Below are 14398 nucleotides of genomic sequence, written 5' to 3' on the forward strand. Positions count from 1 at the left end.
GCCAGGTAGTTCGTGTTGAATAAAAAATCAATTAAATCAATGGTTTGATTGTTGTTGCCTGGTGCAGGCGGCAAGCTTTTGCCGGTAATCTGGCGAAATCTTGCCAGCGGGGGAGAGGGGCGGTGAAGGGGTTGCCGGTTTTCTGGCGGAGGCTTGCCGGCCGTGCTGGCCGGCAAGCTCAAGGACCTATTGTGCGTCGAAGGCTTGGCCGTTGACGCCGCTGCTATCCGGTCCCATGAGGTACAGATAGACCGGCATGATGTCCGCCGGCAGTGGGTTGTTTTGCGGGTTTTCGCCCGGATAGGCTTGGGCGCGCATGTCGGTACGGGTCGCGCCCGGATTGACGCTGTTGGCCCGTACGGCGCAGGTGCCGTCCACTTCGTCTGCGAGGGTTTGCATCAAACCTTCGGTGGCGAACTTCGAAACGCCGTACGCGCCCCAGTAGGCACGGCCCTTGCGGCCGACGCTGCTGGAGGTGAAGACCACCGAGGCGTCCGCCGACAGTTTGAGCAGCGGCAACAGCGTGCTGGTCAGCATGAACATGGCGTTGACGTTGATATGCATAACGCGCATGAAGTTTTCGCCTGACAGCTGCTCCAGCGGCGTGCGCGGTCCGACGATCGAGGCGTTGTGCAGCAAACCGTCGAGATGCCCGAATTCGGTTTCGATCATGGCCGCCAGTTCGTCGTACTGATGGGGCAGCGCGGTTTCCAGGTTGAAGGGAATCACGGCCGCCTGCGGATGGCCGGCGGCGGCGATCTCGTCATAGACGCGGTTGAGGTTGTCTTCAGTCTTGCCCAGCAGCAGCACCGTGGCTCCGTGCGCGGCGAACGCCTTTGCCGCTGCCGCGCCGATGCCGCGGCCGGCGCCGCTGACGAGGATTACCCGGCCTTGCAGCAGGTCGGGGCGGGAGGAGTAATCGAACATCGCACAAGTCTCTCTGGTGGTTGGGTGGCGGCAGCTAACTGCATCCTCCGGCTCGCGGTGAAAACGCTTCGGCTCAGCAGCTACACAGTGCGCGATCGAGCACGCTGCGCAGTTCCAGCGGGTGGTCGACGACCACGTCGGCTCCCCAGTTCCGCGCGTTGTCGCTCGGGTGGATATAGCCGTAGGTCACGGCTGCCGTGCGCGTGCCGGCGGCGCGGCCGGATTCGATGTCGCGCAGGTCGTCGCCGACGAACAGCACGCTGGCTGGGTCTAGGTCCAGCTGTTGGCAAGCCAGGACGAGCATTTCCGGATCAGGCTTGCTACGCGTCACATGATCCGGGCAGATCAGCAGTGCCGAACGCTCGGCCAGGCCCAGCTGCTGCATGATCGGCGCGGCGTAGCGCACCGGCTTGTTGGTCACCACGCCCCAGATCAGCTTGGCGTGCTCGATGTCGGCGAGCAGCTCGGCGATCCCATCGAAGGGCCGCGTCAGCACGGCGCAGTGATGCTGATAGCGCTCGAGAAACTCCAGGCGCAGCGGCTCGAAGGCCGCGTCTTTCGGGACGATGCTGAAGCCGGTGGCGACCATTGCCCGGGCACCGCCGGAGACCTGGTCGCGGATCAGTTGTTCATCCAAAAGCGGTAAGCCGCGATCGGTGCGCATCGCCTGGACCACTGCGATGAAGTCCGGCGCGCTGTCGAGTAGCGTGCCATCCATGTCGAAAAGAACTGCGCGCAGTCGCATTACTGCTCCTTGAGCGTGTGGATCATGTAGTTGACGTCGACGTCCGCAGCCAGCTTGTAGTGCTTGGTCAGCGGGTTGTAGGTCAGGCCGATAATGTCCTTGACGGTCAGACCGCTGGTGCGGCTCCAGGCGCCCAACTCGGACGGGCGGATGAACTTCTTGAAGTCATGGGTGCCGCGCGGCAACAGGTTCATCAGGTATTCGGCGCCGACGATGGCGAACAGATAGGCCTTGGGGTTGCGGTTGATGGTCGAGAAGAACACCTGGCCGCCAGGCTTGACCATGCGGCGGCAGGCGTCGATTACCGACGCTGGGTCGGGCACGTGCTCAAGCATTTCCAGGCAGGTGACCACGTCGAACTGCTCGGGCATTTCCTCGGCCAGGGCTTCGGCGGTGATCTGCCGGTATTCGACCTCGACGCCAGACTCCAGTTGATGCAGCTGGGCTACGGCCAATGGCGCTTCGCCCATGTCGATGCCGGTGACGGTCGCGCCACGCTGGGCCATGGCTTCGCTGAGGATGCCGCCGCCGCAGCCGACGTCGAGGACCTTCTTGCCGGCCAGCTTGGCGCGCTCGTCGATCCAGTTGACGCGTAGCGGGTTGATGTCGTGCAGTGGCTTGAATTCGCTTTCGCGGTCCCACCAGCGGTGAGCCAGGGCTTCGAATTTAGCAATTTCAGCGTGGTCGACGTTGCTCATAAATGCTCCTTGAAACGGAATTCAGTGGCCGGCGATGCGCTCGCCCCAGGCGCGAGCGGTGGCGGCAATGCGCTGTTCGTCGAGGCGCGTCAGTTGGCCGGCATCCAGCAATTGCTTGCCGCCGACCCAGAGGTGCTGCACGCAGTCGCGGTTGCTGGTGTAGATCAGTTGCGAGACCGGGTCGTAGATCGGCTGTTGGGCCAGGCGCGACAGGTCGAAGACGACCAGGTCGGCGGCTTTGCCAATTTCCAGCGAGCCGGTCTTTGCTTCGATGCCGAGTGCGCGGGCGCCGTTGAGGGTGGCCATGCGCAGCGCGCGGTGGGCGTCCAGGGCGCTCGCCGAGCCGGCCACGGCCTTGGCCAGTAAGGCGGCGGTGTGGGTTTCGCCAAGCAGGTCCAGATTGTTGTTGCTGGCGGCGCCATCCGTGCCGATCGCCACATTGACGCCGGCCTGCCACAAGCGCTCGACCGGGCAGAAGCCGCTGGCCAGCTTGAGGTTGGACTCGGGGCAGTGGATCACGCTGCTGTTGCTTTCTACCAGCAGGACCAAGTCTTCATCGTCGACCTGAGTCATGTGCACGGCCTGAAAGCGCGGCCCCAGCAGGCCGAGGCGGGCCAGGCGCGCCAAGGGGCGCTGGCCGTATAGCTCAAGGCTCTGTTGGACCTCGAAGGCGGTTTCATGCACATGCATATGAATGCCGGCATCCAGCTCCTCGGCCAGCATGCGCACGCTTTCGAGCTTGTCGTCGCTCACCGAATAGGGCGCGTGGGGGCCGAACGCCACGCTGATGCGCGGATGCTGCTTGAGGTCATCGAACAGCTTCAGTCCCTTGCGCAGCGCCTCGTTGGCATCGCGGGCGCCGGGGGTGGGAAAGTCCAGCACGGGAATGCTGATTTGCGCGCGGATGCCACTGTTGTGCACCAACTCGCTGGCAATTTCCGGAAAAAAGTACATATCGGCGAAGCAGCTGATGCCGCCTTTGAGCTGCTCGGCAATTGCTAGTTCGGTGCCGTCGCGGACGAAGGTTTCATCCACCCACTTGGCTTCCGCGGGCCAAATATGTTGTTGCAGCCAATTCATCAGCGGCAGATCGTCGGCCAGTCCGCGGAACAGGCTCATCGCGGCATGCCCATGAGCATTGATCAGGCCCGGTGTGAGCAGGTGGCCCGGCAGCTCGCGCACGACCGTCGCCGGATGGCGCAGCGCCTGCTCGCGCGGGGCGATCAAGGTGATCACGCCATCGCGAATACCTAGCCCATGCTCGCGAAGGACGACGCCAGCGGGCTCGACCGGTACCAGCCAGGTCGGCAGTAGCAACAGGTCGAGCGGGGCGAGCGGTTCGGGCATTATCGGCTTCCGGCGGGGGGTATTCTGAGCAGGTCGCAGTATACCCGAGCGTCCAGAGGGGCGGCTCGCTATAATCCGCAGCTTTTGTTTTCGGGTAAGAGGTAGGTCATGCGCGAGCAATTGTTGGCAGCGGAGAAGGTGAAAGCCATCGATTGGCGGGATGGCGTGCTGTATCTGCTCGATCAACGGCTCCTGCCTTTCGAGGAAAAATGGCAGGCGTGCACGTCTGCAGCTGAGGTTGCTGAGGCGATTCGTCTAATGATTGTGCGCGGAGCCCCGATCATTGGTATTGCGGCCGCCTATGGCGTGGTGCTCGGCGCGCGGGCGCGGCAGCAGGTCGGTGGCGATTGGCAGGCCGCACTGGAAGAGGACCTGCAGTTGCTGGCCGAGGCGCGGCCTACGGCAGTCAACTTGGTCTGGGCGCTCAATCGCATGCGCGAGCGCCTGGCTCGCCTGAAGAAGAGCGACGATCCGCTGATCGTGCTGGAGGCTGAAGCCGAGGCCATTCACTTGAGCGATCGCGAAGCCAATCTGACCATGGCTCAGCTGGGCGTCGATCTGATCCGCAAGCATCAGGGCAATCCGCAGACGTTCCTGACCCATTGCAACGCTGGCGCGCTGGCTACCGGCGGCTTCGGCACCGCGCTGGGGGTGATTCGCGGCGCCTGGCTGGAGGGTTTGGTCGAGCGCATTTACGCCGATGAAACCCGGCCTTGGCTGCAGGGCAGTCGGTTGACTGCCTGGGAGTTGGTCAACGAGGGGATTCCGCTCAGCCTGAATGCCGACTCCGCCGCGGCGCACCTGATGAAGACCAAGGGTATTACCTGGGTGATCGTCGGCGCCGATCGCATCGCGGCCAATGGCGATGTGGCCAACAAGATTGGCACCTATCAACTGGCGGTCAATGCCATGCACCACGGCGTGCGATTCATGGTGGTGGCGCCCAGTTCGACCATCGATATGAGCCTGGAAAGCGGTGAGGATATTCCAATCGAGGAGCGCGCTAGTAGTGAGCTGCTGGAGTTGGGCGGGCAGCGCGTGGCTGCTGGGGCTGAGGCGGTCAATCCGGTGTTCGACGTCACTCCAGCTGATCTGATCGACTATCTGGTTACTGAGAAGGGCGTGATCGAACGTCCCGACACGGCAAAACTGGCGCAATTGATGTGCCGCAAACGCCTGCACTGAGACAGTCGCGCTCGGTCGGTCGGGGTAGGTGCCGGGCACTGTTTATGGTAATCTCCGGCAGTTCTCAAGGGGGCCGACTCAGGCCTTTCCAACTGCGCAGATCCATGGCTTAACTCGTTGATTTGTCGTAAGTCGTTGCTGGTCAGATGCCGGCAACGGCGAGCTTCGTGCGATTCAGGAAGGATGGCGCGGAGTTTCACTAGAAAAAGGAACCAGGCTTCTCATGGGCGAACTGGCCAAAGAAATTCTACCGGTCAATATCGAAGACGAGCTGAAGCAGTCTTACCTCGATTACGCAATGAGCGTGATCGTCGGACGTGCGCTGCCGGATGCACGCGATGGTTTGAAACCTGTGCACCGCCGTGTGCTGTTCGCCATGAGCGAGTTGGGCAACGACTGGAACAAGCCCTACAAAAAATCCGCCCGTGTAGTCGGTGACGTGATCGGTAAATATCACCCGCATGGTGATACCGCTGTATACGACACCATCGTGCGGATGGCCCAGCCGTTTTCGCTGCGCTACATGCTGGTCGACGGCCAGGGCAACTTCGGCTCGGTCGATGGCGACAGCGCCGCCGCCATGCGATACACCGAGGTGCGCATGGCCAGGCTGGCCCATGAGCTGCTCGCTGATCTGGACAAGGAAACCGTCGATTGGGTGCCCAACTACGACGGCACCGAGCAAATCCCGGCGGTCATGCCGACCAAAGTTCCCAACCTGCTAGTCAATGGCTCTAGTGGTATCGCCGTGGGTATGGCGACCAATATTCCGCCGCACAACCTCAGCGAAGTCATCGACGGTTGCCTGGCGCTGATGGACAACGCCGAACTGACCGTCGATGAACTGATGCAGTACATCCCCGGTCCGGATTTCCCCACCGCCGGCATCATCAACGGCCGTGCGGGCATCATCGAGGCCTATCGCACGGGCCGCGGGCGCATCTATATCCGCGCTCGCGCCGAGATCGAGGACATCGACAAGGTCGGTGGTCGTCAGCAGATCATCATTACCGAGTTGCCATACCAGCTGAACAAGGCTCGCTTGATCGAGAAGATCGCCGAGCTGGTTAAAGAGAAGAAAATCGAAGGCATCACCGAGCTGCGCGATGAGTCCGACAAGGACGGCATGCGGGTGGTCATCGAGCTGCGTCGCGGCGAAGTGGGCGAGGTCGTGCTCAACAACCTCTACGCCCAGACGCAGATGCAGAGCGTGTTCGGTATCAACGTGGTGGCGCTGGTCGATGGCCAGCCACGCACCATGAACCTCAAGGACATGCTCGAAGTGTTCGTTCGTCACCGCCGCGAAGTGGTGACCCGGCGCACTGTGTACGAGCTGCGCAAGGCCCGTGAGCGTGGCCACATCCTCGAAGGTCAGACCGTTGCGCTGTCCAACATCGATCCGGTGATCGCGTTGATCAAGGCCTCGCCGACCTCGGCCGAAGCCAAAGAGCGTTTGATTGCTACCGCCTGGGAATCCACTGCGGTGGAAGCCATGGTCGAGCGTGCCGGCGCCGATTCCTGCCGCCCGCAGGATCTCGATCCGCAATTCGGTCTGCGTGACGGTAAGTACTACCTGTCGCCGGAACAGGCCCAGGCGATCCTGGAACTGCGTCTGCATCGCCTGACTGGCCTGGAGCATGAAAAACTGCTCGCCGAGTATCAGGAAATCCTCGAACTGATCGGCGAGTTGATCCGTATCCTGGCCAACCCCGAGCGCCTGATGGAAGTCATTCGCGAGGAGCTGGAGAAGGTCAAGGCTGAGTTCGGCGATGCCCGCCGCACCCAGATCGTCGCTTCGCAGGTCGATTTGACCATTGCCGATCTGATCACCGAAGAAGAGCGCGTGGTGACCATTTCCCATGGCGGCTACGCCAAATCCCAGCCGCTGGCCGCCTACCAGGCGCAGCGTCGCGGCGGGCGTGGCAAGTCGGCCACCGGGGTGAAGGACGAGGACTACATCGAACACCTGTTGGTCGCCAACAGCCACGCCACGCTGTTGCTGTTCTCTAGCAAGGGCAAGGTCTATTGGTTGCGCACCTTCGAAATTCCGGAAGCCTCGCGTACCGCGCGCGGCCGTCCGCTGGTCAACCTGTTGCCGCTGGACGAGGGCGAGCGCATCACCGCGATGCTGCAAGTCGATCTGGAAGCCTTGCGTAAGCAAGCGCCGGAAGGCGAAGAGCTGGATGACATCGAGGGCGTACTGGTTGAGCAAGACGAGGTCGTCGAGGACGTGGCTGAAGGCGATGACGCCGATGAAGCCGACGACTCGGATGATAAAGAAGAGCCGACCGGCGCTTACATCTTCATGGCTACCGCCAACGGCACCGTGAAGAAGACCCCGCTGGTGCAGTTCAGCAAGCCGCGTAGTTCCGGCCTGATCGCGCTGCGCCTGGAAGAGGGCGACACTTTGATCGCCGCCGCGGTAACCGACGGCGCGCGGGAAGTGATGATGTTCTCCGACGGCGGCAAGGTTATCCGCTTCAAGGAAAGCAAGGTGCGCACCATGGGTCGTACCGCTCGCGGCGTGCGCGGCATGCGTCTTCCGGAAGGGCAGCACATCATTTCCATGCTGATCCCCGAGCCGGAGGCGCAGATCCTCACCGCGTCGGCGCGTGGCTACGGCAAGCGCACCGCCATGATCGAGTTCCCGAAACGTGGTCGCGGCGGTCAGGGCGTCATCGCCATGGTCAGCAACGAGCGTAACGGCAAGTTGGTCGGTGCCATTCAGGTGCTCGATGGCGAGGAGATCATGCTGATCTCCGACCAGGGCACTCTGGTGCGCACGCGGGTCGATGAAGTGTCCAGCCTGAGCCGCAACACTCAGGGCGTGACTCTGATCAAGCTGGCCAGCGATGAAACCCTGGTTGGTCTGGAGCGGGTGCAGGAGCCTTCCGAGGTTGAGGACGAAGAGCTGGTCGGCGATGAGGCGGGCGAAGCTATCGAGTCCGTCGAGCTCGCCGGAGACGTGGCGGCCGAGGAAGCTCCGCTCGCCGACGAGTGAGTTGCAGCGCGGACATGCTGGCATGATCCGCAATGAGAGAAGTGGCGAACGGCGCCGTGCCGTTCGCCTTACCTTTTAGTGAGAGTGGATGTGAGCAAGCGAGCCTATAACTTCTGCGCCGGCCCAGCCGCGCTTCCCGAAGCCGTCCTGCAACGTGCTCAGGCGGAACTTCTCGATTGGCAGGGCAAGGGTCTGTCGGTGATGGAGATGAGCCATCGCAGCGACGAGTACGTGGCCATCGCCGAGAAGGCCGAGCAGGATCTGCGCGATCTGCTGTCCATTCCGTCCAACTATAAGGTGCTGTTCCTGCAAGGCGGCGCCAGCCAGCAGTTCGCCGAGATCCCCCTCAATCTACTGCCCGAAGAGGGTGTCGCCGATTACATCGACACCGGTATCTGGTCGAAGAAGAGCATCGAAGAAGCGCGCCGCTACGGCAATATTAATGTCGCAGCCAGCGCCAAGCCGTATGACTATTTCGCCATTCCTGGGCAGAACGACTGGCAGTTGAGCCAGAACGCGGCCTACCTGCATTACGCCAGCAACGAAACCATTGGTGGCCTGCAGTTCGACTGGATTCCCGAGGTTGGTGACGTGCCGCTGGTGGCGGATATGTCTTCGGACATCCTTTCCCGCGAGTTGGACGTTTCCAGGTTCGGCCTGATCTACGCCGGTGCGCAGAAGAACATCGGCCCCAGCGGCCTGGTGGTGGTAATCGTCCGCGAGGATTTGCTTGGCAAGGCGCGCTCCACTTGCCCGACCATGCTCAATTACAAGGTCGCTGCCGATAACGGCTCGATGTACAACACGCCGGCAACCTTCTCCTGGTACCTCTCGGGTCTGGTGTTCGAGTGGTTGAAAGAGCAGGGCGGCGTCGCGGCGATGGAACAGCGCAACAAGGCCAAGAAAGAGCTGCTGTACGGCGCCATCGACCGCAGTGACTTCTACAGCAACCCGATTGCGCACAATGCCCGCTCGTGGATGAACGTGCCGTTCCGTCTTGCCGACGAGAAGCTCGACAAGCCCTTCCTGGTCGGTGCCGATGCGCGCGGCCTGCTCAATCTCAAGGGCCATCGCTCGGTAGGCGGCATGCGCGCCTCCATCTACAACGCGGTCGGAATCGACGCAGTGGAAGCCTTGGTGGCCTACATGGCCGAGTTCGAAAAGGAGCACGGTTGATGTCCGAGCTGGAACTCAAAGCGCTGCGCGTGCGCATCGATAATCTTGACGAGCAGATTCTCGGCCTGATCAGCGATCGCGCCAGCTGCGCCCAAGAGGTCGCGCGGGTGAAGATGGCCAGCCTCGCCGAAGGCGAAACGCCGGTGTTCTACCGCCCCGAGCGTGAAGCCTGGGTGCTCAAGCACATCATGGATTTGAACAAGGGCCCACTGGACAACGAAGAGGTCGCCCGCTTATTTCGGGAGATCATGTCGTCCTGCTTGGCCTTGGAGCAGCCGCTCAAGATCGCCTATCTGGGTCCGGAAGGCACCTTCTCCCAGGCGGCCGCGCTGAAGCATTTCGGCCATGCGGTGATTAGCACGCCGATGGCGGCGATCGACGAAGTATTCCGTGAAGTGGCTGCCGGTGCGGTCAATTTCGGGGTGGTGCCGGTGGAAAACTCCACCGAGGGTGCGGTCAACCACACCCTCGACAGCTTCCTCGAGCACGACATGGTGATTTGCGGCGAAGTCGAGCTGCGCATCCACCATCATCTGCTGGTGGGCGACACCACCAAGACCGATCGGATCACCCGCATCTACTCCCATGCGCAGTCATTGGCGCAATGCCGCAAATGGCTGGATGCGCATTACCCGAACGTCGAGCGCGTGGCGGTTTCCAGTAACGCCGATGCGGCCAAGCGGGTGAAAAGTGAGTGGAACTCGGCGGCTATTGCCGGCGATATGGCGGCCAGTCTGTACGGTCTGAACAAGCTCTTCGAGAAGATCGAGGATCGCCCGGACAACTCCACACGCTTCCTGATCATTGGGAGCCAGGAAGTGCCACCGACTGGCGATGACAAAACGTCGGTCATCGTCTCCATGCGCAACAAGCCCGGCGCTCTGCATGAGCTGTTGGTGCCGTTCCACAGCAACGGCATCGATCTGACCCGTATCGAAACCCGGCCTTCGCGCAGCGGCAAGTGGACCTATGTGTTCTTTATCGACTTCGTCGGCCATCACCGTGATCCGCTGATCAAGGATGTGCTGGAGAAGATCAATCAGGAAGCCGTAGCACTGAAAGTGCTTGGGTCTTATCCGAAGGCGGTGCTCTGACGACGGTGGCCGCAGGCCGATAGTCGGGGTCGCAAACGAATGGACGTCGCGCCGAATTTGCCACCTGCTGCTGCAGGTTTGCCGCATGAGGTTTATGTATGACCGATTTTCTTGCCCGCGCTGTGCTGGGCGTGCAGAAGCTTTCACCCTATGTGCCCGGCAAGCCTGTCGATGAACTGGCCCGTGAGCTGAATCTTGATCCGGCCGGCATCGTCAAGCTGGCCAGCAACGAAAATCCGCTGGGTCCAAGCTCTAAGGCGCTGGAAGCGATTCGCGCCGAATTAGCCGATCTGACCCGCTATCCAGATGGCAACGGTTTCGAACTCAAGCAGAAGCTGGCCGAGCGTTGCGGTGTAACGCTGGCGCAGGTGACATTGGGTAACGGCTCCAACGATATCCTCGATTTGGTCGCTCGCGCCTTCCTGGCGCCGGGGCTGAACGCGGTGTTCAGTCAGTACGCCTTTGCGGTCTATCCCATTGCTACTCAGGCTGTGGGCGCCGTGGGCAAGGTAGTGCCGGCCAAAAACTACGCTCATGACCTCGCTGGCATGCTGGCCGCTATCGATGCCGACACTCGGGTGGTATTCATCGCCAATCCGAATAATCCGACCGGTACCTGGTTCGGTCCGCAGGTGCTTGCGGAATTTCTCGCTCAGGTTCCCGCCAATGTTCTGGTCGTGCTGGACGAGGCGTATATCGAGTACGCCGAGGGTGACGAACTGCCCGATGGCCTGAACTACCTGGCGCAGTACCCGAATCTGCTGGTTTCGCGCACATTCTCCAAGGCCTATGGCCTGGCGTCGCTGCGCGTGGGTTATGGCTTGTCCTCGGCGCAGGTGGCCGACGTGCTCAATCGCGTCCGCCAACCTTTTAACGTGAATAGCCTGGCTTTGGCTGCTGCTTGCGCGGCTTTTGATGATGCCGATTATCTGGCTGCGAGCCGCCGCACCAACGATGCCGGCATGGCGCAGTTGGAAGCGGGTCTGCGTGCGCTGGGATTGAGCTGGATACCGTCGCGCGGCAATTTCCTCGCTGTCGACTTTGCCCGCGACGCCGCGCCGATCAACCAGGCGTTGCTGCAGGAAGGGGTGATCGTGCGTCCCGTGGCGGGCTACGGCATGCCGAGTTTCTTGCGCGTTTCCATCGGTACCGAGCAGGAGAATGCACGTTTCTTGGTCGCGCTGAGCAAGGTACTCGCTCGTGGCTGATGTCATGCATCTGCAACCGGCTGCGCCTATCTTCGCTCGTCTGGTGGTCATCGGCTTGGGTTTGATCGGCGGCTCGTTTGCCAAAGGTATGCGCGAAAAAGGCTTGTTCGGCGAAGTCGTGGGCGTCGATCTGGACGCCGAATCGCGACGCCTGGCTGTCGAGCTGGGGGTGGTCGACCGCTGTGAAACCGATCTGGCCGCCGCCTGTCGTGGCGCCGACGTGATTCAGCTGGCGGTGCCTATTCTGGCCATGGAGAAGCTGTTGGTCGCGTTGGCTCAGCTCGATCTTGGCAAGGCCGTGCTCACCGACGTCGGCAGCGCCAAGGGCAATGTGGTGCGGGCGGCGCAGGCGGCTTTCGCTGGTCTGCCTGCGCGCTTCGTGCCGGGTCACCCGATCGCCGGTTCCGAGCAAAGTGGAGTGGAGGCGGCCCAAAGTGGGCTGTTCCGCCGTCACAAGGTGATCCTCACGCCACTCCAGGGCACCGATCCGGATGCGCTGGCGTTGATCGATCGGCTGTGGCGCGAACTGGGTGCGGATGTTGAGCACATGCAGGTCGAACACCATGATCAGGTGCTGGCCGCCACCAGCCATCTTCCGCATTTGCTGGCTTTCACCTTGGTCGATTCATTGGCCAAGCGCGGTGAAAATCTGGAGATTTTTCGTTACGCCGCCGGTGGTTTCCGTGATTTCACGCGGATTGCCGGCAGCGATCCGGTGATGTGGCACGACATCTTCCTCGCCAACCGCGAGGCGGTGCTGCATACCCTCGACACATTTCGCGACGATCTCGACGCTCTGCGCCAAGCGGTCGACGCAGGGGATGGGCACCAACTGCTGGGCGTATTTACCCGCGCCCGGGTGGCCCGCGAGCATTTCAGTAAAATCCTGGCCCGTCGGGCCTATGTGGACGCCATGCATTCGAACGACCTGATTTACCTCGCTAATCCTGGTGGCAGCCTGTCCGGACGCATTCGCGTACCTGGCGACAAATCCATTTCTCATCGCTCGATCATGCTCGGCTCGCTGGCCGATGGCATCACCGAGGTAGAGGGGTTCCTTGAGGGTGAGGACGCCTTGGCGACGCTGCAGGCGTTCCGCGACATGGGCGTGGTTATCGAAGGCCCGCATCATGGTCGCGTGACTATTCATGGGGTCGGTCTGCATGGTCTGCAGCCGCCACCGGGGCCGCTCTATCTGGGCAATTCCGGCACGTCCATGCGCCTATTGTCGGGCCTGCTCGTTGCGCAGTCGTTTGATACCACGCTGACTGGCGATGCATCGCTGTCCAAGCGGCCGATGAATCGGGTGGCTAAGCCGTTGCGTGAGATGGGCGCGGTAATCGACACCGGTCCAGAAGGCCGTCCGCCGCTGCAAATCAAGGGTGGTCAACAACTCACTGGCATGCGTTATGACATGCCGATGGCCAGCGCCCAGGTGAAATCCTGCCTGCTGCTGGCGGGCTTGTATGCTGCCGGGGAAACCGCGGTTACCGAGCCAGCGCCCACTCGCGACCATACCGAGCGCATGCTGCGCGGTTTTGGTTATCCAGTGGCGGTCGATGGCAACACGGCCACCGTCGAGTCCGGTCACAAGCTGGCAGCGAGCCATATCGAAGTGCCTGCGGATATTTCTTCCGCTGCATTCTTCCTGGTTGCGGCGAGCATCGCCGAGGGTTCCGAGTTGTTGCTCGAGCATGTCGGCATCAACCCGACGCGCACTGGTGTGATCGACATCCTCAAATTGATGGGGGCCGATATCGGTCTGGAAAACCAGCGCGAAGTGGGTGGCGAGCCGGTAGCGGATCTGCGTGTTCGGGCGGCCAAGCTCAAGGGCATCGACATTCCGGAAGAGCTGGTGCCGCTGGCGATCGATGAGTTCCCCGTGCTTTTCGTCGCCGCTGCCTGCGCCGAGGGTCGCACCGTCTTGCGGGGTGCGGAGGAATTGCGGGTCAAGGAATCTGATCGCATTCAGGTGATGGCTGACGGCTTGCAGGCGCTTGGCGTAAAGGCTGAGCCCACTCCGGATGGCATCATTATCGACGGCGGCGCTATTGGCGGCGGGGAAGTTTGGAGTCATGGCGATCATCGAATCGCCATGTCGTTCAGCGTCGCTTCGCTGCGCGCCACCGCACCGATTCGTATCCATGATTGCGCCAACGTCGCGACGTCCTTTCCAAACTTCCTCGGATTGGCGAGTAACGTCGGTATCCGCGTGGCGGAGGAGGGCAAATGATGGGTAACGAAGCTCCTGTCATCGCTATCGATGGCCCCAGCGGTTCTGGCAAAGGCACCATCGCGGGCTTGTTGGCGAAACGTTTGGGCTGGGCGCTTCTGGATTCCGGCGCGCTGTATCGGCTGCTGGCCTTCGCCGCGCGCAACCACGGGGTCGATCTGACCAATGAAGAAGCGTTAAAGGTTTTGGCTGCGCATCTCGATGTGCAATTCATTGCCGCCGCCAATGGTCAGTCGCAGCGCATTGTTCTTGAAGGGGACGACGTAAGCGATGTGATTCGCAACGAGCAGATTGGCGCGGGTGCCTCGCAAGTTGCCGCGCTGCCAGCCGTTCGTGAAGCGTTGCTCCAGCGTCAGCGCGCTTTTCAGGAACATCCCGGATTAGTGGCAGATGGCCGGGATATGGGAACAGTGGTATTCCCCGCCGCGCCTCTGAAGATATTCCTCACTGCCAGTGCTGAAGAGCGCGCGCGGCGGCGATATCTGCAGTTGAAGGAAAAGGGGGAGGGTGTTAATCTTGCGAGTCTGCTAGACGAGATTCGTGAGCGTGATGCGCGTGACACCCAGCGTGCCGTTGCTCCCCTCAAACCAGCATCCGATGCGATTTTGCTGGATTCCACCGAACTCTCGATCGAACAGGTGCTGGAGCGCATCATGAGCGAAGTCGCTGATCGCGATTTGGCCGGATGACCAAGGAGCCGAACGGGAAACCAGTCATTGTCCCGGGCTTCCTTTTTACTTAACGAACCCATATCAGTCTGGGATGTGGAAGATGGACGGATTCT

11 protein-coding genes are annotated in these 14398 nt (G+C 61.6%); 7 read left to right on the forward strand and 4 right to left on the reverse strand.

Annotated elements, in window-relative coordinates:
- Positions 1 to 186: 186 nt before the first annotated feature.
- From NVV93_RS06400 to NVV93_RS06415, 4 genes are all read right to left on the reverse strand, one after another.
- Complete coding sequence (locus tag NVV93_RS06400; protein WP_258253608.1) at positions 187 to 927, reverse strand: YciK family oxidoreductase; 741 nt, start codon at positions 925 to 927, stop codon at positions 187 to 189.
- 73 nt (positions 928 to 1000) lie between these two features.
- Complete coding sequence (gene mupP, locus NVV93_RS06405) at positions 1001 to 1672, reverse strand: N-acetylmuramic acid 6-phosphate phosphatase MupP (protein WP_258253609.1); 672 nt, start codon at positions 1670 to 1672, stop codon at positions 1001 to 1003.
- The gene (gene ubiG / locus NVV93_RS06410) at positions 1672 to 2370 is read right to left on the reverse strand and encodes a bifunctional 2-polyprenyl-6-hydroxyphenol methylase/3-demethylubiquinol 3-O-methyltransferase UbiG (RefSeq protein ID WP_258253610.1); all 699 of its coding nucleotides are present in this window, start codon (positions 2368 to 2370) and stop codon (positions 1672 to 1674) included. Before ubiG ends, mupP begins: the two co-directional genes overlap by 1 nt.
- A 21-nt stretch (positions 2371 to 2391) precedes the next feature.
- The gene (locus NVV93_RS06415; protein WP_258253611.1) at positions 2392 to 3717 is read right to left on the reverse strand and encodes a TRZ/ATZ family hydrolase; all 1326 of its coding nucleotides are present in this window, start codon (positions 3715 to 3717) and stop codon (positions 2392 to 2394) included.
- 108 nt (positions 3718 to 3825) lie between these two features.
- On the opposite strand from NVV93_RS06415, the gene mtnA reads away from it, so the two are divergent.
- The 7 genes from mtnA (at position 3826) to cmk (ending at position 14303) form a co-directional block, all read left to right on the forward strand.
- Positions 3826 to 4902 carry an S-methyl-5-thioribose-1-phosphate isomerase gene (gene mtnA, locus NVV93_RS06420; RefSeq protein WP_258253612.1) on the forward strand — a complete coding sequence of 359 codons (1077 nt, stop codon included), beginning with the start codon at positions 3826 to 3828 and terminating at the stop codon, positions 4900 to 4902.
- Positions 4903 to 5125: 223 nt separating this feature from the next.
- A complete protein-coding gene (gene gyrA, locus NVV93_RS06425) occupies positions 5126 to 7903 on the forward strand; it encodes a DNA gyrase subunit A (protein WP_258253613.1) in 2778 nt (925 codons plus the stop codon).
- Between the two features lie 90 nt (positions 7904 to 7993).
- Positions 7994 to 9079: a 3-phosphoserine/phosphohydroxythreonine transaminase gene (serC, locus tag NVV93_RS06430; protein ID WP_258253614.1), complete on the forward strand. Its 1086-nt coding sequence runs from the start codon at positions 7994 to 7996 to the stop codon at positions 9077 to 9079.
- Positions 9079 to 10173 (forward strand): prephenate dehydratase, encoded by a 1095-nt coding sequence (pheA, locus tag NVV93_RS06435; protein ID WP_375162910.1) that lies wholly within the window; start codon positions 9079 to 9081, stop codon positions 10171 to 10173. The genes serC and pheA overlap by 1 nt, the downstream gene beginning before the upstream one ends.
- Positions 10174 to 10271: 98 nt before the next feature.
- A complete protein-coding gene (gene hisC / locus NVV93_RS06440) occupies positions 10272 to 11381 on the forward strand; it encodes a histidinol-phosphate transaminase (protein ID WP_258253616.1) in 1110 nt (369 codons plus the stop codon).
- A 4-nt stretch (positions 11382 to 11385) separates the two neighbouring features.
- Positions 11386 to 13614, forward strand: coding sequence for a bifunctional prephenate dehydrogenase/3-phosphoshikimate 1-carboxyvinyltransferase (locus NVV93_RS06445; RefSeq protein WP_375162926.1), 2229 nt, complete (start codon positions 11386 to 11388; stop codon positions 13612 to 13614).
- Positions 13614 to 14303, forward strand: coding sequence for a (d)CMP kinase (gene cmk / locus NVV93_RS06450; RefSeq protein ID WP_258253618.1), 690 nt, complete (start codon positions 13614 to 13616; stop codon positions 14301 to 14303). The genes NVV93_RS06445 and cmk overlap by 1 nt, the downstream gene beginning before the upstream one ends.
- Positions 14304 to 14398 lie beyond the last annotated feature (95 nt).

The organism is Pseudomonas sp. LS44 (assembly GCF_024730785.1).
Lineage (GTDB): Bacteria > Pseudomonadota > Gammaproteobacteria > Pseudomonadales > Pseudomonadaceae > Aquipseudomonas.

Coding starts and splice junctions, on each gene's coding strand:
- NVV93_RS06400 (WP_258253608.1), bottom strand. CDS start 927: ATGTTCGATTACTCCTCCCGCCCCGACCTGCTGCAAGGCCGGGTAATC.
- mupP (WP_258253609.1), bottom strand. CDS start 1,672: ATGCGACTGCGCGCAGTTCTTTTCGACATGGATGGCACGCTACTCGAC.
- ubiG (WP_258253610.1), bottom strand. CDS start 2,370: ATGAGCAACGTCGACCACGCTGAAATTGCTAAATTCGAAGCCCTGGCT.
- NVV93_RS06415 (WP_258253611.1), bottom strand. CDS start 3,717: ATGCCCGAACCGCTCGCCCCGCTCGACCTGTTGCTACTGCCGACCTGG.
- mtnA (WP_258253612.1), top strand. CDS start 3,826: ATGCGCGAGCAATTGTTGGCAGCGGAGAAGGTGAAAGCCATCGATTGG.
- gyrA (WP_258253613.1), top strand. CDS start 5,126: ATGGGCGAACTGGCCAAAGAAATTCTACCGGTCAATATCGAAGACGAG.
- pheA (WP_375162910.1), top strand. CDS start 9,079: ATGTCCGAGCTGGAACTCAAAGCGCTGCGCGTGCGCATCGATAATCTT.
- hisC (WP_258253616.1), top strand. CDS start 10,272: ATGACCGATTTTCTTGCCCGCGCTGTGCTGGGCGTGCAGAAGCTTTCA.
- NVV93_RS06445 (WP_375162926.1), top strand. CDS start 11,386: ATGCATCTGCAACCGGCTGCGCCTATCTTCGCTCGTCTGGTGGTCATC.
- cmk (WP_258253618.1), top strand. CDS start 13,614: ATGGGTAACGAAGCTCCTGTCATCGCTATCGATGGCCCCAGCGGTTCT.